We start from the raw sequence: 24948 nt of genomic DNA on the forward strand, positions 1-24948 counted from the left end.
GGGTCGTCGTGCCGGCGGCCTCAGCCATGCATCGCGAAGTGATGCGAATCGTCCATCTGGACGACGTGGCTGTAGTCGACATGCGGGGCGTCGTGTCCGCCACCGGCGTGACCGATGTCGAAGTTCGGCGGAACGATGCCGGTGTTGCCGCTGTGGCCGTGGTCGCCGAAATTGTCGACGATGATCGGACCGTGCGACGAACCTTCGCCATGCAGCGGTCCGGCGAGTCCGAGCCCGGAGCCTTCGCCGCTGTGGCTGTCGCTCGACTGCTGGATCGCCGAGGCGATCGAGTCCCAGAAGCCGCCATGGCTGCCGCCATCCCCCGCGCCGATCACGATGCTGCCGTCGCTGCGCAGGCCGTCCTGCGCCAGCTTGAAGATGTCGCCGATCGCGGCGCCGAGATCGCCATGGCTGAGATCGTTGACCAGCGCGCCGAGGTCGTGGCCGATCGCTTCGAGCTGATGGCCGACGGAATGGGCCAGGTCGCCCGCGGTCTCGGCCAGTCCATTGACGCCCTCGCCGACGAAGTGGCCGACGCCGTCCACCACTGCCGTGCCGACCGCATCGGCGCCATGCGCGATGCCCGAAATCGCTTCGCCGATCGGACCGCCGATGATGTGGCCCGCTGCCGAGGCTGCGTCGGCGGCGACGCCGATGGCGCCATCCGCCACCGCCACGCCGGCCTCGAAGCCACCCTTGACGACCGCACCTGCCGCGTCGAGCGCCTGCTCGCCGACGTCGGCAGCCGTGCCGACGATGGTGCCGGCCATGTCGAGTGCGCCCTGACCGATCGCTCCTGCCGCCTCCACGCCGGCTTCGCCGACGCCGACCGCGGTGTGCACGACGTCGCCGGCAACATCGATCGCGCCATGCGCCACGTCGCCGACAACCGCCAGCCCGCCATCGACGATGTGGCCGCCGATATGCTGCACGTCGTTGATCACGCCGTTGAGGTCGCCATGCACGAGATGGCCGAGGCCGGACGCGACGTCGCTGACGACGTTGACGCCGGTGTGAACGATGTCGCCGCCGACATGCACCACGGTCGACGCGACGTCTTCGACGGTGTGAAGCAGGCCGCCACCGACCGCTTCCACGCCATGCCCGACTGCGCCGAGCACACCGCCCACGGTGTGAATCGCCTCGCCGCCGAGCTCGCCGAGCCCGTGCACGACGCTGCCCACCGCATGCACCGCATCGCCGGCCACATGCTCCACCGTGTCGACCACGGCCGAGGCCGCACCGCCCACGGCACCCGCCACATCGCTCGCCACATCCTTCACGTCGTCCACGACCGAACTGACGGCGTCGGTCACATCATCCCAAAATCCCATGGTCCTGCTCCTCGGTTGCGCCACCTCGCCTCGGGTGACGGCGCCGTTGTCGCAGATGCTGGCCGCGTCCTCCGTGCGCGGCATCACGCAAGGGTCTCGCTCCCGGCGTGACCGACCCAGCCATGCCAGGTCAGCGCAGAAAAGAACGGGCGGCTGTCGCGGAAGCCGCCGTCGCGCAGGACCGCGCCATCCTCGTCGGGGCTGAGCATGTTGGTGCTGGCCTCGATGGTCGCGCGCATCGAGATGGCCTGCTCGGCGGCGACGCCGGAGGCAACGGCATAGGCCGCATAGCGATCGAGCCAAAGCGCCCTCTCGATCGGCTCCCTGGGCAGGCAGCCATGGGCAACCACGAACGACGCGCCGGGGCGGAGCCGGTCGTGCACGGCGCGCACCGTCCGCAAACGCTCCGGCGCCGGAAGAAAGTGGAGCGTCAGCAGGCAGGTCGCCGCGTCAAACGGGCCGGCCGGCGCATCGTCGATGGTGCCTTCGATCAAGTCGACCCGGCTCATCCGCGCGCCAAGCGTGCGTTCGGCGAGTTGCAGCATCTGCGGCGACGGATCGACGCCGACGAATGTCCAGGACGGGTGGGCATCGGCCAACGCACTGAGCTCGAGCCCGCCACCCGCGCCCAGCACGAGCACCTTCGCATGTTCGGGCGCCCGTTCAGCAAGCAGGATGGCCGTCATCCGATGCAGCCCATCGAGCCCGGGCACGAAGCGCCGTGGTCCGTCGGTGTAGCGTGCGACGAATTCGGGATCGGAAAACGCGCGGATGAATTGCCGGGCGCCGTCGGTGATGTCAGCCGTCATGACAAACGTCTCCTTTGCGAGGCCGCTTTCGGCGTTCGAGGCGGGCGTGGAAATCAGCGCTCAGGGCCGCGAGCGTGATGGCGCCGAGACGGGCCAGCAGCAGCGCCTCCGCAGCCTGGATGGAGGTGTCGAGCGCCGCGTTGACGGCCTGTTCGACGAGGCAGTCCGGATGCTCGGTTCGATTGCCGATCGCGAACAGCGATGGCCGTCCGAGGGAATCGTAGATGTCGCGCAGGCTGACGGTGGCCAGATCGCAGGCGAGTGTCCATCCGCCGCCATGGCCCTTGTCGGAGCGCACATAGCCGCTGTCCCGGAGTCCGGCCATGGTTCTGCGGATCACGACCGGATTGGTCTGCATCATCAGGGCGAGGGCCTCGGAGGTCACCGGGCCGTCCTGCTCCGCCATGTGGAGCAGGACGTGAAGGATGCCGGACAGCTGGCTGTTGGGTCTCATGTAACTTTCGATATTACATGATGTGCGTGACGTCAACCGGCCGGCCGCGGGGCGTCGCGGATGCGACGCTCGGTCCGCGACCCGTCGGGCGACTCGGTGCGTCCTCTCGCGTTCGGCAGGCGCAGCCCCCCGCATCGATCCCGCCGAAAAATGTCTGCGCGCAGAAAATGATTTCGGCTGCGCGTTCAAGCTGATTTGGGCTGTCCAGTCCCGTCAGCGAAAATATTCAGCTTCGCGTTTTCGGAAATTCATGATCTTCTCCCGTCATCCCGCCTCATCGACGAGGGGCGCTGCGCGGTCGTCACGAAGCGTGGAGTGCGGGATGTGGTGGGCGGGCCGGTTTGCAGCGTGAGAAGTCGCGCGGACGAACAACATCGGCCCGTACGGTCAAGTCGCGTGGTCCTGGCCTCCCGATGCTGAGGTCAAGCCGGCCGATGATGCCTCGCGCATCTCGTCGGTGATGGGGGCAAGAAAGCCCGGTCCCCAGGGAGATCGCGAAGCAGCCGTTCAAACCATCGCGCAGGGAGGGCCGGGTCGTTCCGGCTGGACCTGTGGTACCTGCCGCCTGCATTTTTTTCGCAGGCGGGCCACGGGCCTCAGTCGAGGCCTGGCCTTCCCTGCACCCTCGGTTTCGAAGAGGGTGAGATCGATGCATCACTCGGACGCCATGGAGCGCCGCGAGGACAGAAACGCATGTCCGAGAATGCAGTCTGAGACCGTTGTCCACGCCAGCGCCGCCGATGCGCTGCTCACCCTCCCCCCTCCAGGGCAGGGCTATCGCATATGGTCAATCTGAGTGTGTCGCGAAACCGTCTCCACATCGTCATGCCCGGGACAAGCCCGGCCATGACGACGCGGAGGGAGATGGGCGCAAAACATCGATCGCCATATGCGATAGCCCTGCCCCTCCAGGGGAGGGTGGCAGCGAGCATGCGGCGTCATTGTCGTCAAACATCAGCCCTGCGAGGCAGCGCGCCGCCCGCAGGTCCCGCGATTGCCGGCCTACTTGAACCCGGCGAACCGGCTGTCGAACGAGTTCGACTGCAGCACCGGAACGGCGCCGGAGACCAGCGCGGTCTGGGTCTGCACTGGCGCGGAGGCGGTCGCCGCCGGCGCGCTGGCTGCGGCGGGCTTGAACGGCGGCCGCGCGGCGGCCTGCTTGGTCTCGGCCGGCTTGGTCTCGGCCGGCTTGGCGACGGCGACCGGCTTCGGCGCGGGCTTGGCCTCCGCGGTCTTGCTCTCGGTCGGCTTCGTCGTCGCCGTGGTCTCGTTGGAGCCGCCGATCCCGACCTTGCGGGCGAGGCTCGACATGAAGCTCGGCTTCTCCGGGGCGGCCACGGCCGCGACGCGGGTGGCGGGCGCTGCGACCGGCGCCGGGGCGGCGCTGGCCGGGATCGCGGCGACCTCATCGGCGCCCGGTGCGCGCGGCGGGTTGACGTGACCCGGGATCGTGCCCGGCGCGGGCGAGAAGTTGGCGAGCGACAGGCCCGGCGCTTCGCCGGAATCGGACAGGCCGGTGGAGGCGCCCGGCACGCGGTTGGCGAACACGGGATTCATGCCGCCGTCGATGCCGGTGTTCAGCTTGGCGACCGGCGTCCCCTTGGCGACGAGCTTGGCGTATTCGGCCTCGTCCGCCTGCTGCTTCTCGCGCACGGCCGTCGTGATTTCGTCGGGCACCACATAGGCCGGGCACTTGGCGGCGGCGTCGAACACCAGATCGCGGGTCGCGCCCGGCGGCTTCTGGGCGTTGAAGACGTATTTCTTCTCGCAGAAGTCGACCTTCGGCTCCTGCCGGGTGACCTCGAAGGCGTCATAGCCTTCCTTGATCATGCGCCAGAACGGCATGTTCGGATTGTTGCGGTGCCTGGCCATGTTCACCGGCGTCATCCGGAACGGATAGGCCTGGAACTGGAAGGCGCGCTGGCCGCCGAAGAACGACTCGCGGCCGAGCGCATAGATCTCGGCGATCTGCTCGTCGGTCATCGCGAAGCAGCCGCGCGAGGAACAGTCGCCGTGCACCATCAGCTGCGAGCCGGTGCGCCCCAGCGCCTTGTCGAACGCGTTGGGATAGCCGGTGTTGAACGACAGATAATACGCCGATTGCGGATTCATCTGGCTCGGATTGATCGAGTAGAAGCCCTCCGGCGCCTGACGGTCGCCCTCGCGCACCTTCGGTCCGAGATCGCCCGACCAGCGGCAGATCGGATAGGTCTTCAGGAGCGCGAACTTGCCGGAGCGGTCCTGCTTCCAGACCTCGAGCTCGGCCTCCTGCTTGAACACGCGCACCAGGATCGGCGACTGCGTGTCCATGTCCTTCTCATTGATCGTGGCGACGAGCTTGGGCGGCACCGGCTGATTGGCTTTGGCGCTGGTGGCGAGCGCGACCTGATCGCTGTTGCAACCGGTCAGCAGCGCGCCGGCGGCCAACGCCGCCGAGGTCATCAGAACCCGGACGAAAGCGCGGTTGATCAAGGCAAAGCTCCCCGCAAACCCAGCATGTCGCGACACCCCACTCTCGTCTTGCCAGATCGGCCGGGAAGCTGGACGGGTCCCGGGCCGACTGCGCGCCATGCCGTCAAACCATTGATTAAAATTGTAGCCTTTGGCCCCGAGCGCCGCAACCCGCGGTCCGGCGGTGTCGCGAGCCCCTGGCCCGTTTGGTCAACAAGTCCTAAACAACAGACCCCCTTGGCGGGGCCGAAATACGGCCAAACGGCTGGAAAGACTCACAAAACCGCGAGCGGCCAAGGCCGTGCGCAGGCCCGTTCAGCCCAGCTTGCGGCCGATCTCGATGAACTTCTGCCGCCGCTGCTTGCGGATGGCGTCGGCATCGAGCCCCTTCAGCTCGTCGAAGGCCTGGGCGATGGCCTCGCCGGTCGCCGCGATCATCGCGGCGGGATCGCGGTGAGCGCCGCCGACGGGCTCCTTGAGGATGGTGTCGACCACGCCGAAGCGGAGCATGTCCTGCGCCGTGATCTTCATGCTGTTGGCGGCTTCCTGGGCCTTGGTGCCGTCGCGCCAGAGGATCGAGGAGGCGGCTTCCGGCGAGATCACGCTGTAGATCGCGTGCTCCAGCATCAGGACCTTGTTGGCGGTGGTCAGCGCGATGGCGCCGCCCGACATGCCCTCGCCGGTGATGATGGCGACGTTCGGCACGCCCAGCGCCAGGCAGGCATCGGTGGAGCGCGCGATGGCCTCGGCCTGACCGCGCTCCTCGGCGCCGATGCCGGGATAGGCGCCGGCGGAATCGACCAGCGACAGCACGGGGATGCCGAAGCGCTCGGCCATCTCCATCAGCCGGACCGCCTTGCGGTAGCCTTCGGGGCGGGCCATGCCGAAATTGTGCTTGAGGCGGGACTCGGTGGTGGCGCCCTTTTCCTGGCCCATCACGCAGATCGGCTCGCCGCGGAAGCGGCCGAAGCCGCCGAGCAGCGCGGCGTCCTCGCCGAACTTGCGGTCGCCGGCGAGCGGCGTGAATTCGGTGATCAGCCCGCCCACGAAATCGGTGAAGTGCGGCCGCTGCGGATGACGCGCGACCATTGTCTTCTGCCACGGCGTCAGATTGGCATACAGCTCGGCCAGCGCCTGGCCGGCCTTCTCCTCGATCCGGCCGACCTCCTCGCCGATGTCGGTGCCGGAGGCGGCCATCGCCCGGAGTTCGTCGACCTTGGAATCGAGCTCGGCAACGGGCTTTTCGAAATCGAGGTAGCTGCGCATGGGATCCGGCATGGAAGAGCTGAAGGAAGAGCGCTGGGAAACGAAATCGGTTCGGCCTTCGGACCTGAAGATGAAGGACTTCAGGAGCTTAAGGGTCGATCGGTGCGCCGCTTCCAGGCGTCGTGCCGGGAGAACGGGCAGGATGGCGCTCTTTCGGGGCAGACGGGCCCGAAGTCAAGCGGGCGGCGCGTCACGCCCAAGGATTTGGTATCGGATTTGGTTTCGCGAAAGTGTGAGGCGGAGTCAGGTCTCGGCGAGGGGGTGCAGGTCGCGCACCAGGCTCTTGAGCCGCTCCTCGACCACATGGGTGTAGATCTGGGTGGTCGAGATGTCGGTGTGGCCGAGCAGGGTCTGGACGATGCGCAGGTCGGCGCCGTTGTGCAGCAGGTGGCTGGCGAAGGCGTGGCGCAGCACGTGCGGCGACACCAGCCGGGCGGTCAGGCCGCTCGCCACCGCGAGCTCCTTGAGGTCGCGGGCGAAGTGCTGGCGGGTCAGATGACCGCTCTCGCCGAACGACGGAAACAGCCATTTGCCGAACGCGGCGCTGGCCTTCTTCTCCGGCTTCTGCTTGTCCAGCATCGCCAGATAATCGGCCATCGCCTGGCGCGAGGCCTGGTTCAGCGGCACCAGCCGCTCCTTGTTGCCCTTGCCGCGGACCACGATCATGCGGGCGTCGTTGCGCGCCGCCGTGCGCGGCAGTGCCACCAGCTCGGAGACGCGCAGGCCGGTGGCGTAGAGCACCTCGAGCAGGCAATACAGCCGCAGAGCCCGCAGCCGCTGCGACGGCGAGGCGTCGGCGACCTCGGACAGCTCCTTGGCGCGGGTCAGCATGCGGTCAACGTCGCCGATCGACAGCACCTTGGGCAAGGAGCGGCCCCGCTTCGGGCCGGACAGGATGGCGGCGGGATCGTCGCTGCGGATGCGCTCGCTCAGCAGGAAGCGAAACAAATGCCGCATCGCCGACAGCCGCCGCGCCACGCTGGAGGATTTGAAGCCCCTGGTGTCGAGATCGGCGAGATAGTCGCGCAGCGCCTGGGTGTCGGCCGCAGCGAAGCTGTTGGCCTTGCGGGTGAGAAACTCGGAGAGATCGGTGAGGTCGCGGCGATAGGCGTCCAGCGTGTTCTGGCCAGCGCCCTGTTCCGCGGCCATCATGTCGAGGAACAGGCTCATCAGCCTGGCATCCGAGGCCTTGACCTTCATGTCGTGAAATCCGCTGCGTCCGGGGCGATCGAATCACTACGAGTTAGTCGCGCCGGCACGTCGAGCGGTGACTGCAAATCTGGCCGATATCGCGGCGCCGGGCCGCCTCAGAGAAGCGTAAAAATCTTAATCAATGCCCTGTGGCTTTTCGGTTGGCCGCAGCCTCCTCGCTCACTTCTTCTGGAACTTGTCCGGCGGGATCGACACCGTCATCTCGCGTGGCTTCGGAGTGACGAAGTTCGCCAGCGCGTAGATCGCGCCATAGACCACGGCGACGATCACGGCGATCACGGTCAGGAAGCGGAACAGGCTGGGCATCAGGCTCGCGCGGGCCACCGGAATGGAACGGTTTCATCCAACATGTTCGCACCCGGCTGGCAAGCCCGGCGGGGCGGGCCGGTCGTCCGATCGCCAGTTGTTTTGCTCCGTCATTCCGGGGCGGCGCGCGCAGCGCGGCGAGCCCGGAATCCATACCCACAGGACGATGTCGTGGACCGAGATGCCCAGTCCCAGCCTGCCTCACACAGCTCCTGTGGGTATGGGTTCCGGGCTCGCGCTTCGCGCGCCCCGGAACGACGTCCGGGGGTGGGCTCGAGCGGAACAGGATGCCTTTGAAAGCAGCAGGGGCTGGGTTAGAAGCGGAGAGATGACCGACACGACCCAACCAGCACCTGGCCAAGCCGCTCCGGAGGCCGCGATTCTCGCGGGCCTCGGCAAGCGGCTGATCGTGCTGGTCGGCATGATGGGGGTCGGCAAGTCGACCGTGGGGCGGCGGCTCGCCGCGCGATTGCGATTGCCCTTCGTCGATGCGGACACCGAAATCGAGACCGCCGCCGGCATGACCATACCGGAAATCTTCGAATCGCGCGGCGAGGACTATTTCCGCAATGGCGAGGCGCGGGTGATCGCCCGCCTGCTCGAAAACGGGCCCGGTGTGCTGGCGACCGGCGGTGGCGCCTTCATGCGCGAGGAGACGCGGCGCCGCATTCAGGAGAAGGCCGTCTCGGTGTGGCTGAAGGCCGATGCCGACGTGATCATGCGGCGCGTCCGCCGGCGGGCGGACCGGCCGCTGCTGCAGACAGCCGATCCCGAAGGCACGGTCGCGCGCCTGCTCGTCGAGCGCGAGCCGGTCTATCAGCTTGCTGACCTGACGATCTGCTCGCGCGATGTGCCGCATGATCGCGTCGTCGAGGACTGCATGGAGGCGCTACAGGCGTTCTTCTCGCCACCGGAGACCGAGGCGGGGCCAGCCAGACCCCAATCCGACCCAGTTCAACCCGATCCTCCGCAGGCGATGGGCGCGCTCCGATGACGGCACCTCTCAAACACTCCGATCCGATCATCGTCGACGTCGCACTCGGCGAGCGCGCCTATGACATCGTCATCGGCCGCGGCGTGCTGGCCTCGCTCGGCCAGCGCATCGCTTCGTTGCGGCCGGGCGTGCGCACGGCCATCGTCACGGATCGCACCGTTGCCGCGCACTGGCTGAAGCCGACCGAGGCGATCCTGGCGGAGGCGGGCATCCCGTCGTCACCCATCGTGGTCGAGGAGGGCGAGGGCTCCAAGACCTATGCCGGCCTTGAAAAGGTCAGCGAGGCGCTGATCGCCGCCAAGATCGAGCGCAATGACCTCGTCATCGCGCTCGGCGGCGGCGTGGTCGGCGACCTCGCCGGCTTCGCGGCCGCCATCCTGCGGCGCGGCGTCGATTTCGTGCAGGTGCCGACCTCGCTGCTGGCGCAGGTGGATTCCTCCGTCGGCGGCAAGACGGGGATCAACTCGCCGCAGGGCAAGAACCTGCTCGGCGCCTTCCACCAGCCGGTGCTGGTGATTGCGGATACCGCCGTGCTCGACACGCTGTCGCCGCGCCAGTTCCGGGCCGGCTATGCCGAGGTCGCCAAATATGGCCTGCTCGGCGACGCCAGCTTCTTCGCCTGGCTGGAGGCCAACCATGCCGACATCGTGAAGGGCGGCGCGGCGCGCGAGCATGCGGTCGCAACCTCCTGCCGCGCCAAGGCGGCGGTCGTCGCCCGCGACGAGCGCGAGACCGGCGACCGCGCGCTGCTCAATCTCGGCCATACCTTCGGCCATGCGCTGGAGGCGATCACCGGCTTCTCCGACCGCTTGTTCCACGGCGAGGGCGTGTCGGTCGGCATGGTCTTGGCGGCGCAGTTCTCGGCGGAGCTCGGCATGCTGCCGCCCGACGACGTCACGAGGATCGAGCGTCACCTTGCCGCGGTCGGCCTGCCGACCCATCTGCAGGATATCGCCGGCTTCGCCCAGGAGGGCGTCGGCGACGCCGACCGGCTTTTGGCCTTGATGGCGCAGGACAAGAAGGTCAAGCGCGGCAAGCTCACCTTCATTCTGATGGAGGCGATCGGCAGCGCGGTCATCGCCAAGGACGTCGATCCCGTGCGGGTGCGCGACTTTCTGCAGGCCAAATTGCAGAGCCGCAGTTGATCCCAGGCTTTACGCCGCGTTGAGCAGCGCAGGCGCATCATCGGCGGCCTCCCTCGAGAGCGACATCGGCGTCATGGACTGGTTCACCCTCACCATCGTCATCCTCCTCCTGGCTGCCTCAGCCTTCTTTGCGCTCAGCGAGACCGCGCTGACTGGCGCCTCCCGCGCCTCGATGCTGCGGCTGTCGAAGCAGGGCAATCGCGATGCCGACGTGGTGTCGAGCCTGTTCGACATGCGCGAGCGCCTGATCGGCGCGCTCCTGCTCGGCAACAACATCGCCAATATCGGCGCTTCGGCCCTGGCGACCGGGATCTTCACCGCCTGGTTCGGCGAGGTCGGCGTGCTCTACGCGACCGGCGTGATGACCGCGCTGGTCGTGATCTTCGCCGAGGTGCTGCCGAAGACGATTGCCATCAACGCGCCGGATCGCGTGTCGCTGGCGGTGGCGCGGCCGATGCGCGGCACGGTCATCGTGCTCGGTCCGGTGCTTGCCGTCATCGAGGCGATCGTGCGTGTCCTGATGCGGCTGATCGGCTTCAAGGTCGGCGCCAATCAGCCGATCCTGTCGCCGACCGAGCGCCTGCGCGGCGCCGTCGATCTCTTGCATCACGAAGGCAAGGTCGAGAAGCAGGACCGCGACATGCTCGGCGGCCTGCTCGACCTGCGCGAATTGCAGGTGTCCGACGTGATGGTTCACCGCACCGAGATGGTGATGGTGAACGCGGATCTGCCGCAGGAGGAGCTGGTGCGCGAGGTGCTCGCCACCGAGTACACACGCATTCCGCTGTGGCGCGGCACGCCGGAGAACATCATCGGCGTGCTGCATGCGAAGGATCTGCTGCGTGCGATCCGCTCGGCCGAAGGCGATGTGTCGCACATCGATGTCGCCTCGCTGGCGCTGCCGCCGTGGTTCGTTCCGGAGATGCGCTCGGTGTCGGAACAGCTCAAGGCGTTCCGCCGCCGCAAGACGCACTTTGCACTGGTGGTCGACGAGTATGGCGAGGTCGAAGGCATCGTCACGCTGGAGGATATTCTCGAGGAGATCGTCGGCGACATCTCCGATGAGCAGGACGTGCAGGTCGCCGGCGTGCGCGTGCAGCCGGACGGATCGGTCGTCGTCGATGGCTCGGTGCCGATCCGCGATCTCAATCGCGCGATGGACTGGACGTTGCCCGATGAGGAGGCAACGACCGTCGCCGGCCTCGTGATCCACGAGGCCCGTTCGATCCCGGAGCGTGGCCAGAGCTTTACGTTCCACGGCTTCCGCTTTCGCGTGCTGCGCCGGGAGCGCAATCGCATCACCGCGCTGCGCATCGTGCCGGTGCCGCGCGGCGAAACCGAGGAGACACGGCCGCGCCGTGCGGGCACGGCGTTCTAATCCGGGATCAGATCAGGCTTCGCCCGGCGCCTTCGCATGCAGCGCCAGCGCGTGCACTGATCCTGCAAGTTCCGCCGCCAATGCGGCGTTGATCAGGCGGTGGCGATCGACGCGGCTCTTGCCGGCGAAGGCCTGCGACACAATATACACGCGGAAATGGGTCTCGCCGCTGGGGCGGTGTCCCATGTGGCCAGCATGCAGATGTGATTCGTCCTGCACGTCGAGGCTTTCGGGCGAGAAAGCTTCGCGCAACTTTTCAATGATAGCATCCTGGGTCCGCATGGTCTTTGCAAATACGCATCAAATTATTTTTCGTCAATCGGCCGGCCCCGCCTGAGGTATTCGTAATGTCAAGACTTGAAGCTTTTCGCGGAGCGTAGTCAAAGTCCGCCATGCCGATCGATTCAAACAAATTCTTCGACTCCATCCGCATCAAGCCCAAAAAGGCGGCTTCGCGGCAGCCGGTGCGCGAGGAGGCTCAGCCGTGCCAGTGGCCGGACTGCACGAACCGCGGCTCGCACCGCGCGCCCAAGGGGCGCGAGAACCAGCGCGAGTATTGGCACTTCTGTCTCGACCATGTGCGCGAGTACAACCAGTCCTATAATTTCTTTTCCGGCATGAATGCCGATGCGGTCGCGCGTTATCAGAAGGATGCGCTGACCGGACATCGCCCGACCTGGAAGATGGGCGCCAATACCGCGGGCAAGCGTGGCACGGGCAATGCCGAGAGCGATCTCGGCGATGCGTCGGATCCGTTCAGCGTGTTCGCGGAGATCAACGGCCGCGCCGGCTGGCGCCCCGGCCCGCAGTCCGCACCGAAGGCGGAGACGCGCAAGGTCTTCAATGCCGAGCGCAAGGCGCTTCAAGTAATGGGTCTCGGTGCGGACGCCACGCTGGACGACGTCAAGGCCAAGTACAAGGCGCTGGTGAAGCAGCATCACCCCGACGCCAATGGCGGCGACCGCTCCACCGAGGATCGCCTGATCGAGATCATCAAGGCCTATAACTATCTGAAGACGGTCGTGAAGGGCTGACGCGCGGCAGCCAGGCTGCCGCGCGCGTGGCCCGGGGTCAGGGCTTCGGCCCGATATAGGCCGAGCTCGGCCGGATCAGTCGTCCCGTCCGCTGCTGCTCGCGGGCATGCGCGGTCCAGCCGGCGGCCCGCGCCACCGCGAAGATCGGCGTGAACGCCTGGCGTGGAATCTTCAGCGCATCGAGCAGGATGGCGGTGAAGAACTCGACATTGGTGTCGAGCACGCGCTCCGGATTCTTCCGCCGCAGCGCTTGGCGGATGTAGGCCTCCACCTCGCTCGCGAACGGCAGATCCGCCCCGCTGCCCGCCAGCCGCTCGATCGCGCCCTTCAGGACGTCGGCCCTGGGATCGCGCACCCGATAGATGCGGTGGCCGAACCCCATCAGCCGCTCGCCGCGCAATAGCGCCGCATCGACCCAGAGCTTGATGTTCTCCCGCGTGCCGATCGCATTCAGCATCTCCAGCACCGGCTCCGGCGCACCGCCGTGCAGCGGGCCGGTCAGCGCGCAATAGCCGGCGGTGATGGACGCGAACAGATCGGCCTGGGTCGAGGCGACGACCCGTGCGGCGAAGGTCGAGGCGTTCATGCCGTGGTCGCTGACCGTGACCAGATAGGTGTCGAGCGCGGCCACCTCGCCATCGGCTGGCGTGTCGCCGCGGACCATGCGGAGGGTGTCGGCGGCATGGCCGAGATCCGGGCTGGGCGGGATCGGCCGCGCCCCCCGGGCGCGCTGCACCAGGGCGCCGGCGATGACCGGACAGGCGCCGACGAGGGTGGCCTCGTCGGCGAGACCAGCCTCGGGACGCAGCGCGGCGACGGCGGCGCGAAAGCCATCGATGATCGACAGGCCGGCGGTGGCGGCGAGCAGCTCGGGCAGGCGGGCGAAGGCGCGCTGGCGGGCCAGGCCGAGGCTGGCGCGGACGTCGGCTTCGCTGACGCTGCGCTTCGTCCCGGCGCTCCAAAGCCGGGCCGTGACGCCCTCGAAGCCGCCGGCGGCGGCGAGGTCGGCCACCCGGTGGCCTGCGATGATCAGCTCGCCCTGCTGGCCGTCGACATGGCTGAGCACGGTCTCGGCGGCGGCGACGCCATCGAGACCGACGGGGGATTTCGAGAGCTGGATGGTCATGGCGCGATCTCCTGCGTGATTGGTCACGCCTATAGGATTCGCCCCGTCGACAGATTGATCAATCTTGATTAAGCTGATCAATATGAAAAAAGACAGCAGCCTTTACCTATCGGCCCGCGAGGCCTCTGCCGAGCTGGCGATCTCGCCGGCGACGCTCTACGCCTATGTCAGCCGTGGCCTGGTGCGTTCGGAGCCGTCGCCGAACTCCCGCAGCAACCGCTATCGCGCCGAGGACATCCGAGCGCTGAAGGAGCGGCGGGCGCCGGCGCCCGAGCCGCGCGCGTTCCGCAGCTTCGATGCCGATCTGCCGGTGTTCGATTCGGCGGTGTCGACGATCACCGAGGCTGGTCCGATTTATCGGGGCGTCAATTGCGTCGAGCTCGCCGAGCGCGATTCGCTGGAGCACGCTGCGACTCTGCTGTGGGACGTCACCGCGATCGATCCCTTCGCTGCCGACAATCTTCCGGCGGTGTCGGAGGAGATGAAGATCATCGCCGAGGCCGCCCGCCGCGCGGCCCCGATCGACCGTTCCATCTCCGTCCTCGCACTGGCAACCAATGCCGATCCCTCGGCCTTCAACCGCTCGCCGGATGGTCGCGCCCTGATCGGCGCCCGCATCGTTCGCCTCGTCGTCGCGACCATGCTGAACGCGCCGCCCTCGGCAGAGCCTCTCCACATCCAGGTCGCCAAGGCCTGGGCGCCCGAGCACAAGCATGCTGCGGATCTCATCCGCCGCACCCTGGTGCTGCTGGCCGACCACGAGCTGAACGCGTCGACCTTCACCGTGCGCTGTGCGGCGTCGACCGGCCTCAGTCTCTACGACGCGGTCATCGCAGGCCTCGCTGCCCTGAAAGGCCCGCAACACGGCGGCGCCGGCGTGCTGGCGTCGCAACTGGTGAAGACCCTGATCGACCGCGATGTCGCGCCGCTGATCCGCGAGCGCGTCGCGCTCGGCGAGCGCTTCGCCGGCTTCGGGCACGGTGTCTACAAGCGCGGTGACCCGCGCGCGATCTCGCTGCTGGAGGCGCTGACGCGGGCCGGCGCGCCGCGCAAATTCACCCGCGAGGTGCCCGAGCGGATCGCGGAAGCGACCGGCGAGTTCGTCAACATCGATTATGCGCTGGCCGTGCTGGTGCACAGCCTGCGGCTGCCTCCGGGCAGCGAGCTGGCGCTGTTCGCGATGGCCCGCTGTGTCGGCTGGATCGCGCATGCCTGCGAGCAGCTGCAGTTCGGCCGCCTGATCCGGCCAAGGGCGCGCTATACCGGACCGATCCCTGGCCGTGGCGCCACCCTGACCACGCTTTAGCGGACGCAGCCGGGGCCTATTCGGCCGTGCCCGCTGCGAGCCGGGTTTCGCGTCGCTTCCGCAGCATTCGCAGCCCAAGCCAGACCACGAGCGTGCCCGCCACCGCCGCAAGGATCCACGTCGACTTGGCGACGTGACTGTGATGGGGGATACCGCCGTAGCGGTGCAGCAGCTGCACGGCGAAGACGCCCGGCAGAACATGGGCGCAGGCCCACAGCACGATGGCTGGAATGTTCACGGCGTAAAAGCGGGCTGGCGGAATATCCAGGGCGCCGGCCGTGATGGGGACGACGGCGCGGATCGGCGCCACGAACCGGGCAAAGAAGATCGCGAGCGTGCCGAAGCGATGGAAGAACGCCTCGCTCTGCGCCACCAGGCGGGGATAGTTCGAGAACGGCCACGTCGTCAGGATCTCGCGCTGCCGGCGATGACCGACCCAGAAGGCCCCGCCGTCGCCGATCACGGCACCAAGGATCGCCGCAGCCAGCACCCATTGCAGCGTCAGCTCGCCGCCTGGAATGAGCGCGCTCAGTGCCAGGATGATGGTCGTTCCCGGCACCACCGAGCCGATGATCGGGACCGCCTCGAGCAGTGCGGCCAGGAACAAGGTCAGATAGGCCAGTCCCGCATGGGCGGAGACGAAGGCAATCAGGGGGTCGAGCAGATGGGCCACGCGGTTCCTGCTGGTAGGGGCGACGACACGTCGATAAGTAGGACGTCCGCCCGGGAGTGCCACGTCGCAAGCCCGAGCGCCGGCTCGCGGCCAAAAGGTGGCGCTTTCCGCAGGGCAGCCTTCCAAAAACGTCGTCCCATGCCTATCTCGATGATATAACGACGGAACTTTGATCAAGGCTTAGGCTTCTGCCCGCGCGTGCTCTCTGCTAGGCTGGCGTCTGAAGCCCTTCAACCGCAGCCAAACATGAAATCTGGTTTCGGGAATGCCCGGGACCTCGGAGGATGAATGACGACCGCCGCTACGACCAATGCGCAGGAGATGACCGGTGTGCCCGACATGAAGGTGTCGGTGCGGCAGGTGTTCGGGATCGACAGCGACCTTGAGGTGCCGGCCTTTTCCGCAACCGACCCGCACGTCCCCGAGGTCGATGCCGACTACCGTTTCGACCGCGCGACCACGCTTGCGATCCTGGCCGGCTTCGCCAAGAACCGTCGTGTGATGGTCACGGGTTACCATGGAACGGGCAAGTCGACCCATATCGAGCAGGTCGCCGCGCGACTCAACTGGCCGTGCGTGCGCGTCAATCTCGACAGCCACATCAGCCGTATCGACCTCGTCGGCAAGGATGCGATCGTGGTCAAGGACGGCAAGCAGGTCACCGAGTTCCGCGACGGCATCCTGCCCTGGGCGCTGCAGCACAACGTGGCCTTGGTGTTCGACGAATACGACGCGGGTCGCCCGGACGTGATGTTCGTGATCCAGCGCGTGCTCGAAGTGTCGGGCCGTCTGACCTTGCTCGACCAGAACAAGGTGATCAAGCCGCACCCGGCCTTCCGCCTGTTCGCGACCGCCAACACGATCGGCCTCGGCGACACGTCGGGCCTCTACCACGGCACGCAGCAGATCAACCAGGGCCAGATGGACCGCTGGTCGATCGTCACGACGCTGAACTATCTGGCGCATGACGAGGAGGTCGAGATCGTGCTGGCCAAGGCCAAGCACTATCAGAATGCGCAGGGCCGCGACACCGTCAACAAGATGGTGCGCCTCGCCGACCTCACGCGCAACGCCTTCGCGAACGGCGACCTGTCCACCGTGATGAGCCCGCGCACCGTGATCACCTGGGCCGAGAACTCCGAGATCTTCGGCGACATCGGCTTCGCCTTCCGCGTGACCTTCCTCAACAAGTGCGACGAGCTGGAGCGTCCGCTGGTCGCGGAGTTCTATCAGCGCTGCTTCAATGCGGAGCTGCCGGAATCGGCGATCAACGTGGCGCTGAGCTGATTGAAGGCGTCGTCCCGGCCTTGAGCCGGGACCCACGCCGTGACGTTTCGGCGATGCGCCGGAGTTGGCGTCGACGCGATGAGATGACCGCCGGTGGCTATGGGTCCCGGCGTTCGCCGGGACGACAGGCCGCAGGGACAAGATGACCACATCCAACAGCAAACTCCGTCCCGGAACCAAGGAAGCCCCGACCGAGCCGTTCAAGCGCTCGGTCACCGGCTGTCTGCGCGCGATCGCACGGGCGCCCGAGCTCGACGTCTCCTTCGCCGCCGAACGTCCGGGCCTCTCGCCAGGCAAGGCGCGGCTGCCGGAGCCGGCGCGCAAGATGACCAAGCGCGATGCCGCCATCGTGCGCGGTCATGCCGACTCGATTGCGTTGAAGCTCGCCTGCCACGATCCGAAAATTCACCGCAAGCTGATCCCCGGCAATCCGCAGGCGCGCGGCGTGTTCGAGGCGGTCGAGCAGGCGCGGGTCGAGGCCATCGGTGCGCGGCGCATGGCGGGCGTGGCCAAGAACCTGACGGCGATGCTCGATGATCATTTCCATCGCGGCAAATATGACGAGATCACCGACCGCGCCGATGCGCCGCTATCGGACGCGCTGGCGATGATGGTGCGCGAGCGGCTGACCGGGATGGCGCCGCCGAATGCGGCCCGCAAGGTCGTCGACCTCTGGCGGCCGTTCCTGGAGGACAAGATCGGCTCGCGCCTCGATGAGCTCAGCCGCTTCACCGAAAACCAGGCCAAGTTCGGCGACCTCGTCCACGATCTCTTGTCGGCACTCGACCTCGGCGACGAGCGCAATGCCGATTCCGAGGAGGACGAGGACAACGACGACAATCGCGATGGCGACAATGATCAGTCCGGCGCCGAAGGCTCGCCCGATTCCGACGCCGCGCAGGAGATGAGTGCCGACCAGGCGCAGACGACGTCGGACGAGATGTCGGAAAGCGCGATGGAGGCGGCGCAGGCGTCGGCCTCGGATACGCTCGACGATGGCGAGCTCGGCGACGACGAGACGCCGGGCGAGGCGACGCGGCCGAACCGTGGCGGTGCCAACGAGCCGCGCGGACCGGAATATCACGCCTTCGCACCGAAGTTCGACGAGATCATCGCCGCCGAGGACCTGTGCGATCATGACGAGCTGGAGCGGCTGCGCTCCTATCTCGACAAGCAGCTCGCGCATCTGCAAGGCATCGTCGCGCGGCTGGCTAACCGGCTGCAGCGCCGGCTGATGGCGCAGCAGAACCGCGCCTGGGAGTTCGATCTGGAGGAAGGCATCCTCGATCCGGCGCGGTTGTCGCGCGTCGTCATCGACCCCTATCAGCCGCTGTCGTTCATGCGCGAGAAGGAAGCGACCTTCCGCGACACGGTGGTGACGCTGCTGCTCGACAATTCCGGCTCGATGCGCGGTCGCCCGATTACCGTGGCCGCGACGTGCGCCGACATTCTCGCCCGCACGCTCGAGCGTTGCGGCGTGAAGGTCGAGATCCTCGGCTTCACGACACGCGCCTGGAAGGGCGGGCAGTCGCGCGAGGCGTGGCTCGCGGCCGGCAAGCCGGCCAATCCCGGCCGGCTCAACGATCTCCGCCATATCATCTACAAGTCGGCCGATGCGCCGTGGCGGCGCGCGCGAAAGAATCTCGGCCTGATGATGCGCGAGGGGCTGCTGAAGGAGAACATCGATGGCGAGGCGCTCGACTGGGCGCACAAGCGCCTGCTCGGCCGTCCCGAGCAGCGCAAGATCCTGATGATGATCTCGGACGGCGCGCCGGTCGACGACTCCACCCTGTCGGTCAATCCCGGCAACTATCTGGAGCGCCACCTGCGCCACATCATCGAGGAGATCGAGACGCGCTCGCCGGTCGAACTGATCGCGATCGGCATCGGCCACGATGTGACGCGCTATTATCGCCGCGCGGTCACGATCGTCGATGCCGAGGAGCTCGGCGGCGCCATCACCGAGAAGCTCGCCGAGCTGTTCACCGAAACCCACGCGGCGCCGCAGCCTGCGCGGGGGCCAAAGCGCAAGCTGCATTCGTAGACAAGAAGCGGATGCGTGCCTCCTCCGCATCGGAGGAGGTCGTGGGGAGGGGGCCCCGCTGACGATGTCGCTGCATGCGATCGCCGACCGCAGGCGCTTCCTTGCGCTGACCCTCGGCGGAGCGGCGGCTCTGGCATGGTCCCGCAACGTCTCGGCGCAATCGGCATCGCCGCCGGTCCGCAGGCGCGCCGCGGTCGATGAGCATTCCGTCACGTCGGCAGTCAGGATCGAGGTCAAGGCACGGCCCTTGCCGTCCTTCGACCTGCGCGATCGGACGCATCTGCGATTCGGGATGCTGCAATACCGCAGCGGCGCGGCGCTGACCTCGCCGTTTCCGGGCTTCGGCGGCCTGTCCGGCATCCGCCTCGACGCCAAAGGCGAGCGCTTCCTTGCGATCAGCGACAAGGGCGGCTGGTTCACCGGCCGCATCGTCTACTCCGGCCGCGAGATCGCAGGGCTGGCGGATGTCGAGGCGGCGCCGCTGCTCGCGCCGGACGGACGGCCCATCACCGAACGCGGCTGGTATGATTCCGAGTCGCTCGCGCGTGATGGCGACGTCGTCTATGTCGGCCTCGAACGCGTCAATCAACTGCTGCGCTATGACTTCGCCAAGGGTGGGACCGGCGCGCGCAGTGAGATCCTGCCGCTGCCGGCCGCGGCCAGGCGGTTGCCCAACAACAAGGGGCTGGAAGCCCTTGTGGCGGTACCCAAGGGCCTGCCGCTCGCCGGAACGCTGATTGCGCTGTCCGAACGCGGCCTGGATGCGAACGGCAATCTGCTGGCCTTCCTGATCGGCGGTCCAGCTGCGGGGCAGTTCAGCATCATCAGAAGCAATGATTTCGACGTCAGCGATGCCGTGCTGCTGCCATCCGGTGACCTGCTGGTGCTGGAACGGAAGTTTTCGCTGTTCAATGGCGTCGGCGTCCGGATTCGCCGGCTGGCGCTGTCGCAGATCGCGCCGGGCGCGCTGGTCGACGGTCCGGCGATCTTCTCGGCCGATCTCGGCCAGGAGATCGACAATCTCGAGGGCATCGATGCGCATGTGACGCCCGAGGGCGAGACCGTGCTGACCCTGGTCTCCGACGATAATTTCTCGATGATCCAGCGCACCCTCTTGCTGCAGTTCACCTTGGTGGAATGAGCCGCAACCGCGCCGCGACGGTCGCGTTGACCGCGGGCCGTCCTTCGCCGACACTCCCAGGCCTCAGATCACCGTGAAATCCGTCCAGCCTGGAAATCAGCATGAGCGCCCTGTTCACTCCGATCAAGCTGCGCAGCCTCGAGCTCGCCAATCGCATCATGGTGTCGCCGATGTGCCAGTACTCGGCCGAGAATGGCGTGGCCAATGACTGGCACTTCACCCACATCAACACGCTGGCGCTGTCGGGTGCGGCGATGTTCTGCATCGAGGCGACGCATGTCGAGCCGATCGGACGCATCACGCCCGGCTGCCTCGGGCTGTGGGATGATGCGACGGAAGCCGCGCTTGCGCCAATCCTGGCTTCAGTGCGCAAGCATTCCAAGACAGCGATCGCGATGCAGCTCGCCCATGCCGGCCGCAAGGCGTCCAGCCACAAGCCGTGGGATGGCGGCCAGCAGATTCCAATCGCTGATGGCGGATGGCAGACCGTCGCGCCCTCGGCGCTGCCGCACAAGGACGGCGAGCTGGCGCCGGAGGCGCTCGACGCGGCAGGCCTCGCACGCATTCGCGATGCGTTCGTTTCTGCGGCGCAACGCGCCGCCCGCCTCGGCATCGACGCGATCGAGCTGCACGGCGCGCACGGCTATCTGCTGCATCAGTTCCTGTCGCCGATCGCCAACCAGCGCAGCGACGCCTACGGCGGCTCGCTCGAAAATCGCATGCGCTTCCCGTTGGAGGTCTTCGATGCCGTGCGCGCCGTCTTCCCCGCGGACAGGCCGGTCGGTGTGCGCGTCTCGGCCACCGACTGGGCCGAGGGCGGCTGGGATCTCGACCAGACCATCGCCTTTGCCAACGAGCTGAAGCGCCGCGACGTCGATTGGATCGACGTGTCCTCGGGCGGCGTCTCGCCGCTGCAAAAGATCACGCTCGGGCCCGGCTATCAGGTGCCATTTGCCGAGGCCGTGAAGAAGGCGACGGGACTACCAACCATGGCGGTCGGCCTCATCACGCAGGCGGAGCAAGCCGAGGAGATCGTGGCCTCCGGCAAGGCCGACATGGTCGCACTCGCCCGCGGCATGCTCTACGACCCGCGCTGGGGCTGGCATGCGGCCGCCGAGCTGGGCGGACAGGTCGCCGCCCCTCCGCAATATTGGCGCTCGCAGCCGTCAACGCACAAGGAGCTGTTCGGCCGGACGACGTTCGGCGCACGTTGACGTGCAATTGATAGTGATGACCGCGCGGATCAGCATTGCAGAAATCCGCGGGTCATCATTCCGCCAGCGACACAGCGGACGATTGCCGCTGTCGAACGAAGTGCTACACTTCGCAGACCACGTGCGGCGTTGCCGACTCCGTTGGTCGTGTTTCGTCTCGCGTGACGATGAGCGCATCACAAAGGTGCGCCGCAGTATAAACGCGAGAGGAAAGCGCCATGGAAATCGGATACTTCACGATGCCCTCGCATCCGCCGGAGTGCGGATTGAAGGAGGGACAGGAGTGGGACCTGCAGGTCCTGCGTTGGCTCGATGAGCTCGGCTATCAGGAAGCCTGGATCGGCGAGCATCACACCGCGCCCTGGGAGCCGCATCCGGCGCCCGACCTGATCCTGGCGCAGGCCTTTCGCGAGACCAAGAACATCCGCCTCGGCCCCGGCGGCTTCCTGCTGCCCTATCACCACCCGGCCGAGCTCGCCAACCGCGTCGCGATGCTGGATCATCTCTCCGATGGCCGGCTCAATTTCGGCATCGCCGCATCGGGCCTGCCGAGCGACTGGGCCATGTTCAACGTCGACGGCATGAGCGGCCAGAACCGCGAGATGACCCGCGAGGCGCTCGAGATCATCCTGCGTCTCTGGACCGAGCCGGCGCCGTTCACGCACAAGGGCAAATACTGGACGGTGACCAAGCCCGATGTGATGTTCGACTTCCTCAAGCCGCACATCAAGCCGGTGCAGGCGCCGCATCCGCCGATCGGCGTCGCCGGCCTGTCGAAGAACTCGGACACTCTGAAGCTCGCCGGCGAGCGCGGCTTCATTCCGATGAGCCTCAACCTCAACCCGGCCTATGTGTCGTCGCACTGGGATTCGGTCGAGGCGGGCGCCGCCAAATCCGGACGGACTCCCAGTCGCAACGACTGGCGGCTGGTGCGCGAGGTGTTCGTCGCCGAAACCGACGAGGAGGCGTGGCGGCTCTCGACCGGCGACATGATGGGACGGATGATGAGCGAGTACTTCCTGCCTCTCCTCAGCCATTTCGGCTTCAAGGACTACCTGAAGCATTCGCCCGAGGTGGCCGACACCGACGTGACAGTGGACTATTGCGCCAGGCGCAACTGGATCATCGGCTCGCCGGCCACGGTGACCGAGAAGATCGAGAAGATCTGGCACGAGGTCGGCGGCTTCGGGACGCTGTGCGTGTTCGGCTTCGACTACAAGCACAAGCCCGAAGCCTGGCACAACTCGTTGCGCCTGTTGAAGCAGGAGGTGATGCCGAGGTTGCGCCATCTCAATGCCGACATGACCAAGGCGGCGTAACATTGATGATCGGACCGGCGCCGGCGCGCCGGTCCGATCAGAGAGGCCTCCCATGCGCATTCGTGTCCGCCAATCCGCCCATGTGCTCGAACGGTCGGGTCTTGCCCTGGCGGGAGCGGCCTGCGGCGTGTTCGTCGGCGCCCATGTCGGCTCCAGCGTGCCGTGGCTCACCACGCAGGGCTTCCTGGTGGTGATGATGCTGTCGGGCGCGTTCGGCTTCTATCTCGGCATCGATACGCCCCAGATACCGTTTCACCCGCATGAGGAGGGCACGCCGGCCGAGCGGAAGATCGACGCCGCCGAGTTCCTCAGCGCCGTCGGCACCTTCCTCGCCACCCTCACCGCCTTCTTCGCCGTCGGCATCATCATCCTGCGCGAGGATCCGCACATCGTCTGGACTTCGCTGATCATGGCGGGCTGGGTGATCGGCGTGGTGATGCAGATTGTCGCAGGTGCGATTGCGCGGATGCGGCGCTGATGGCGCCGAGATCGCGTCCTGAGCGGACGGCAAGGCAGGATGCCGCGATCTAACAACCTGTCCAATTTTTGAGCTAACGCTGTCGCGAGTTTCAGCTTGCGATGCTGTTTGCAGCCGTGTGAGCCTCCACGTCGGGGCTTGACCTGTGAGGACCGTCGACCGCTGCGCAACGCACGGCCGATGCAGGTCCTGGCGATGTTTCCAAAGCATCGTCAGTGTGAGGATCGAAGCCCGTTCCATAGCGCTGCGCATGGGCGATCCACCAGTCCATGCACGCAGAGCAGGCGTCACATCAGAAGCCGCATGGCAGGATCGAGCGCATTGGCGCGCTTGATGCATCGTGGCCGGTCGAAACATTTGGGAAGTTCATCATGCTGAAACGGGTATTGCTGGGTGTCGTCGTCGGCTGCGGGCTGTCCGCGGCGCATGCGCAGGAGCCGAAGACCGGTGGTGTGGTCAATGCGGTGATCCAGCCCGAGCCGCCCGGCCTGATGCTGGCGATGGTGCAGAACGGACCGACCCAGATGGTCTCCGGCAACATCTTCGAAGGCCTGCTGCGCTACAGCCCCACGCTCGAGCCGCTCCCCGGCCTCGCCGAGAGCTGGACCGTCAGCCCCGATGCCAAGGTCTATACCTTCAAGCTGAAGAAGGGCGTCACCTGGCACGACGGCAAGCCGTTCACCTCGGCCGACGTGCTGTTCTCGATCGAGATGCTGAAGCAGACGCATGCGCGCGCCCGCAACAATCTGGTGATGGTCGAGAAGGTCGAGGCGCCCGACGATCTCACCGTGGTGTTCACCTTGAAGGAGCCGTTTGGACCGTTCATCGGCATCTTCGAGGTCGGCTCGATGCCGATGGTGCCGAAGCATCTCTATGAAGGCACCGATTACAAGACCAATCCGAACAACAACGCGCCGGTCGGCACCGGCCCCTTCATGTTCAAGGAATGGCAGAAGGGCTCCTTCATCCGCATGGTGAAAAACCCCAACTACCATGAGAAGGGCAAGCCCTATCTCGACGAGGTCTACTGGCAGATCATTCCCGACGCCGCTGCGCGCGCCGTGGCGTTCGAGACCGGCAAAGTCGACGTGCTGCCGGGCGGCTCAATCGAGAATTTCGACGTGCCGCGCGTCTCCAAGCTGCCGGGCGCCTGCGTCACCGGCGCCGGCTGGGAGTTCTTCTCGCCGCTGTCCTGGATGTGGCTGAACAACCGCAACCCGATCCTCGCCAACAAGAAGGTGCGGCAGGCGATCATGTACGCCATCGACCGCGACTTCGCGAAGGATGTGATCTGGAACGGGCTCGGCAAGGTGGCCACCGGCCCGTCCGCGTCGACCATCAAGTTCTACAGCGACGACGTGCCGAAATATCCGTACGATCCCGCGAAGGCCAAGGCGCTGTTGAAGGAGGCGGGCTACAAGGGCGAGAAGATCCGCATGCTGCCGCTGGCCTATGGCGAGACCTGGCAGCGCTGGGGCGAGGCGGTGAAGCAGAACCTGCAGGACGTCGGCATGACGATCGAGACGATCGCGACCGATGTCCCCGGCGGCAACCAGAAGATCATGGAGTGGGACTACGACATCGCCTTCACCTATCTCTACCAGTACGGAGACCCCGCACTCGGCGTCTCACGCAACTACATCACCTCGGCGATCGCCAAGGGCCAGCTGTTCAACAATGTCGAGGGCTACTCCAATCCGGAGGTCGACAAGCTGTTCGCCGAGGGCGCGACGGCGCCGACCGATGCCAAGCGCAAGGAGGCCTACGACAAGGTGCAGAAGATCCTTGCCGAGGACGTGCCGGTGGCCTGGCTGCTCGAGCTGCAGTTCCCGACCATCACCAAGTGCAAGGTGAAGAGCCTCATCACCACCGGCATCGGCGTCAACGACGGCTTCCGCGACGCCTGGCTCGATAAATGATTGAGGGGCTGTCGCGACGTGTGATCCTGCAGTTCGTTACTCCGTCATGCCCGGGCTT

The 24948-nt window shown here is 66.7% G+C and carries 22 protein-coding genes; 12 read left to right on the forward strand and 10 right to left on the reverse strand.

Annotated elements, in window-relative coordinates; genetic code table 11:
• Nucleotides 1-20 precede the first annotated feature (20 nt).
• The 7 genes from QX108_RS29535 to QX108_RS29565 all read right to left on the reverse strand — a co-directional run bounded on the left by QX108_RS29535 (nucleotide 21) and on the right by QX108_RS29565 (nucleotide 7832).
• The gene (locus tag QX108_RS29535; protein WP_315786814.1) at nucleotides 21-1334 is read right to left on the reverse strand and encodes a hypothetical protein; all 1314 of its coding nucleotides are present in this window, start codon (nucleotides 1332-1334) and stop codon (nucleotides 21-23) included.
• Between the two features lie 83 nt (nucleotides 1335-1417).
• Entirely contained in the window at nucleotides 1418-2143 is a 726-nt protein-coding gene (locus QX108_RS29540) for a class I SAM-dependent methyltransferase (RefSeq protein WP_315723946.1), read from the reverse strand.
• A complete protein-coding gene (locus tag QX108_RS29545) occupies nucleotides 2133-2597 on the reverse strand; it encodes an Rrf2 family transcriptional regulator (RefSeq protein ID WP_315723948.1) in 465 nt (154 codons plus the stop codon). Before QX108_RS29545 ends, QX108_RS29540 begins: the two co-directional genes overlap by 11 nt.
• 1002 nt (nucleotides 2598-3599) lie before the next feature.
• Complete coding sequence (locus tag QX108_RS29550) at nucleotides 3600-5069, reverse strand: L,D-transpeptidase family protein (RefSeq protein ID WP_315786809.1); 1470 nt, start codon at nucleotides 5067-5069, stop codon at nucleotides 3600-3602.
• A 294-nt stretch (nucleotides 5070-5363) separates the two neighbouring features.
• Nucleotides 5364-6326: an acetyl-CoA carboxylase carboxyltransferase subunit alpha gene (locus QX108_RS29555; protein WP_315786806.1), complete on the reverse strand. Its 963-nt coding sequence runs from the start codon at nucleotides 6324-6326 to the stop codon at nucleotides 5364-5366.
• Between the two features lie 231 nt (nucleotides 6327-6557).
• Entirely contained in the window at nucleotides 6558-7514 is a 957-nt protein-coding gene (gene xerD / locus QX108_RS29560; protein ID WP_315786802.1) for a site-specific tyrosine recombinase XerD, read from the reverse strand.
• 171 nt (nucleotides 7515-7685) lie between these two features.
• Complete coding sequence (locus tag QX108_RS29565) at nucleotides 7686-7832, reverse strand: histidine kinase (RefSeq protein ID WP_172114488.1); 147 nt, start codon at nucleotides 7830-7832, stop codon at nucleotides 7686-7688.
• Nucleotides 7833-8160: 328 nt separating this feature from the next.
• On the opposite strand from QX108_RS29565, the gene QX108_RS29570 reads away from it, so the two are divergent.
• The 3 genes from QX108_RS29570 (at nucleotide 8161) to QX108_RS29580 (ending at nucleotide 11349) form a co-directional block, all read left to right on the forward strand.
• Nucleotides 8161-8826 (forward strand): shikimate kinase, encoded by a 666-nt coding sequence (locus tag QX108_RS29570; RefSeq protein ID WP_315723956.1) that lies wholly within the window; start codon nucleotides 8161-8163, stop codon nucleotides 8824-8826.
• Nucleotides 8823-9971: a 3-dehydroquinate synthase gene (gene aroB, locus QX108_RS29575; RefSeq protein WP_315786798.1), complete on the forward strand. Its 1149-nt coding sequence runs from the start codon at nucleotides 8823-8825 to the stop codon at nucleotides 9969-9971. The genes QX108_RS29570 and aroB overlap by 4 nt, the downstream gene beginning before the upstream one ends.
• A 73-nt stretch (nucleotides 9972-10044) precedes the next feature.
• Nucleotides 10045-11349 (forward strand): HlyC/CorC family transporter, encoded by a 1305-nt coding sequence (locus QX108_RS29580; RefSeq protein WP_315786795.1) that lies wholly within the window; start codon nucleotides 10045-10047, stop codon nucleotides 11347-11349.
• A gap of 12 nt (nucleotides 11350-11361) precedes the next feature.
• Here the strand turns inward: QX108_RS29580 and QX108_RS29585 are convergent, their stop codons facing one another.
• On the reverse strand, nucleotides 11362-11631 hold the full coding sequence (locus tag QX108_RS29585; RefSeq protein ID WP_041751115.1) for a BolA family protein: 270 nt from the start codon (nucleotides 11629-11631) through the stop codon (nucleotides 11362-11364).
• 110 nt (nucleotides 11632-11741) lie between these two features.
• On the opposite strand from QX108_RS29585, the gene QX108_RS29590 reads away from it, so the two are divergent.
• Nucleotides 11742-12383, forward strand: a complete 642-nt coding sequence (locus QX108_RS29590; protein WP_315723963.1) for a J domain-containing protein — start codon at nucleotides 11742-11744, stop codon at nucleotides 12381-12383.
• 37 nt (nucleotides 12384-12420) lie between these two features.
• Here QX108_RS29590 and QX108_RS29595 read toward each other — a convergent pair whose 3' ends face one another.
• Nucleotides 12421-13509 carry a citrate synthase/methylcitrate synthase gene (locus tag QX108_RS29595; RefSeq protein ID WP_315786791.1) on the reverse strand — a complete coding sequence of 363 codons (1089 nt, stop codon included), beginning with the start codon at nucleotides 13507-13509 and terminating at the stop codon, nucleotides 12421-12423.
• 82 nt (nucleotides 13510-13591) lie between these two features.
• Here QX108_RS29595 and QX108_RS29600 point away from each other — a divergent pair, with 82 nt between their 5' ends.
• Complete coding sequence (locus QX108_RS29600; protein ID WP_315786789.1) at nucleotides 13592-14815, forward strand: citrate synthase family protein; 1224 nt, start codon at nucleotides 13592-13594, stop codon at nucleotides 14813-14815.
• A gap of 16 nt (nucleotides 14816-14831) precedes the next feature.
• On the opposite strand, the gene QX108_RS29605 is transcribed toward QX108_RS29600, so the two are convergent.
• Complete coding sequence (locus tag QX108_RS29605) at nucleotides 14832-15488, reverse strand: DedA family protein (RefSeq protein WP_315726576.1); 657 nt, start codon at nucleotides 15486-15488, stop codon at nucleotides 14832-14834.
• Between the two features lie 288 nt (nucleotides 15489-15776).
• Between QX108_RS29605 and cobS the strand changes: the two genes are divergently transcribed.
• From cobS to QX108_RS29640, 7 genes are all read left to right on the forward strand, one after another.
• Nucleotides 15777-16775 (forward strand): cobaltochelatase subunit CobS, encoded by a 999-nt coding sequence (gene cobS / locus QX108_RS29610; RefSeq protein ID WP_172114496.1) that lies wholly within the window; start codon nucleotides 15777-15779, stop codon nucleotides 16773-16775.
• 142 nt (nucleotides 16776-16917) lie between these two features.
• Nucleotides 16918-18819 (forward strand): cobaltochelatase subunit CobT, encoded by a 1902-nt coding sequence (gene cobT / locus QX108_RS29615; RefSeq protein ID WP_315723969.1) that lies wholly within the window; start codon nucleotides 16918-16920, stop codon nucleotides 18817-18819.
• A gap of 64 nt (nucleotides 18820-18883) precedes the next feature.
• The gene (locus QX108_RS29620) at nucleotides 18884-19960 is read left to right on the forward strand and encodes an esterase-like activity of phytase family protein (RefSeq protein ID WP_315786787.1); all 1077 of its coding nucleotides are present in this window, start codon (nucleotides 18884-18886) and stop codon (nucleotides 19958-19960) included.
• 101 nt (nucleotides 19961-20061) lie between these two features.
• Nucleotides 20062-21174 carry an NADH:flavin oxidoreductase/NADH oxidase gene (locus tag QX108_RS29625; protein WP_315786784.1) on the forward strand — a complete coding sequence of 371 codons (1113 nt, stop codon included), beginning with the start codon at nucleotides 20062-20064 and terminating at the stop codon, nucleotides 21172-21174.
• A gap of 218 nt (nucleotides 21175-21392) precedes the next feature.
• Nucleotides 21393-22493: an LLM class flavin-dependent oxidoreductase gene (locus QX108_RS29630; RefSeq protein WP_315786781.1), complete on the forward strand. Its 1101-nt coding sequence runs from the start codon at nucleotides 21393-21395 to the stop codon at nucleotides 22491-22493.
• Between the two features lie 52 nt (nucleotides 22494-22545).
• A complete protein-coding gene (locus tag QX108_RS29635) occupies nucleotides 22546-22971 on the forward strand; it encodes a hypothetical protein (protein ID WP_315723977.1) in 426 nt (141 codons plus the stop codon).
• A 371-nt stretch (nucleotides 22972-23342) separates the two neighbouring features.
• Nucleotides 23343-24890 (forward strand): ABC transporter substrate-binding protein, encoded by a 1548-nt coding sequence (locus QX108_RS29640; RefSeq protein ID WP_315786778.1) that lies wholly within the window; start codon nucleotides 23343-23345, stop codon nucleotides 24888-24890.
• Nucleotides 24891-24948: the final 58 nt, after the last annotated feature.

It is taken from the genome of Bradyrhizobium sp. SZCCHNR1002 (assembly GCF_032381435.1).
In the GTDB taxonomy this organism is placed as follows: domain Bacteria; phylum Pseudomonadota; class Alphaproteobacteria; order Rhizobiales; family Xanthobacteraceae; genus Bradyrhizobium; species Bradyrhizobium aeschynomenes.

What these genes read in the sequence shown, in the direction of transcription:
- QX108_RS29565 (WP_172114488.1), bottom strand. Translation starts at nt 7,832, where the DNA reads ATGCCCAGCCTGTTCCGCTTCCTGACCGTGATCGCCGTGATCGTCGCC.
- QX108_RS29580 (WP_315786795.1), top strand. Translation starts at nt 10,045, where the DNA reads ATGGACTGGTTCACCCTCACCATCGTCATCCTCCTCCTGGCTGCCTCA.
- xerD (WP_315786802.1), bottom strand. Translation starts at nt 7,514, where the DNA reads ATGAAGGTCAAGGCCTCGGATGCCAGGCTGATGAGCCTGTTCCTCGAC.
- QX108_RS29545 (WP_315723948.1), bottom strand. Translation starts at nt 2,597, where the DNA reads ATGAGACCCAACAGCCAGCTGTCCGGCATCCTTCACGTCCTGCTCCAC.
- QX108_RS29585 (WP_041751115.1), bottom strand. Translation starts at nt 11,631, where the DNA reads ATGCGGACCCAGGATGCTATCATTGAAAAGTTGCGCGAAGCTTTCTCG.
- QX108_RS29625 (WP_315786784.1), top strand. Translation starts at nt 20,062, where the DNA reads ATGAGCGCCCTGTTCACTCCGATCAAGCTGCGCAGCCTCGAGCTCGCC.
- cobT (WP_315723969.1), top strand. Translation starts at nt 16,918, where the DNA reads ATGACCACATCCAACAGCAAACTCCGTCCCGGAACCAAGGAAGCCCCG.
- QX108_RS29590 (WP_315723963.1), top strand. Translation starts at nt 11,742, where the DNA reads ATGCCGATCGATTCAAACAAATTCTTCGACTCCATCCGCATCAAGCCC.
- QX108_RS29595 (WP_315786791.1), bottom strand. Translation starts at nt 13,509, where the DNA reads ATGACCATCCAGCTCTCGAAATCCCCCGTCGGTCTCGATGGCGTCGCC.
- QX108_RS29570 (WP_315723956.1), top strand. Translation starts at nt 8,161, where the DNA reads ATGACCGACACGACCCAACCAGCACCTGGCCAAGCCGCTCCGGAGGCC.
- QX108_RS29540 (WP_315723946.1), bottom strand. Translation starts at nt 2,143, where the DNA reads ATGACGGCTGACATCACCGACGGCGCCCGGCAATTCATCCGCGCGTTT.
- QX108_RS29630 (WP_315786781.1), top strand. Translation starts at nt 21,393, where the DNA reads ATGGAAATCGGATACTTCACGATGCCCTCGCATCCGCCGGAGTGCGGA.
- QX108_RS29600 (WP_315786789.1), top strand. Translation starts at nt 13,592, where the DNA reads ATGAAAAAAGACAGCAGCCTTTACCTATCGGCCCGCGAGGCCTCTGCC.
- QX108_RS29635 (WP_315723977.1), top strand. Translation starts at nt 22,546, where the DNA reads ATGCGCATTCGTGTCCGCCAATCCGCCCATGTGCTCGAACGGTCGGGT.
- aroB (WP_315786798.1), top strand. Translation starts at nt 8,823, where the DNA reads ATGACGGCACCTCTCAAACACTCCGATCCGATCATCGTCGACGTCGCA.
- QX108_RS29555 (WP_315786806.1), bottom strand. Translation starts at nt 6,326, where the DNA reads ATGCCGGATCCCATGCGCAGCTACCTCGATTTCGAAAAGCCCGTTGCC.
- cobS (WP_172114496.1), top strand. Translation starts at nt 15,777, where the DNA reads ATGACGACCGCCGCTACGACCAATGCGCAGGAGATGACCGGTGTGCCC.
- QX108_RS29620 (WP_315786787.1), top strand. Translation starts at nt 18,884, where the DNA reads ATGTCGCTGCATGCGATCGCCGACCGCAGGCGCTTCCTTGCGCTGACC.
- QX108_RS29535 (WP_315786814.1), bottom strand. Translation starts at nt 1,334, where the DNA reads ATGGGATTTTGGGATGATGTGACCGACGCCGTCAGTTCGGTCGTGGAC.
- QX108_RS29640 (WP_315786778.1), top strand. Translation starts at nt 23,343, where the DNA reads ATGCTGAAACGGGTATTGCTGGGTGTCGTCGTCGGCTGCGGGCTGTCC.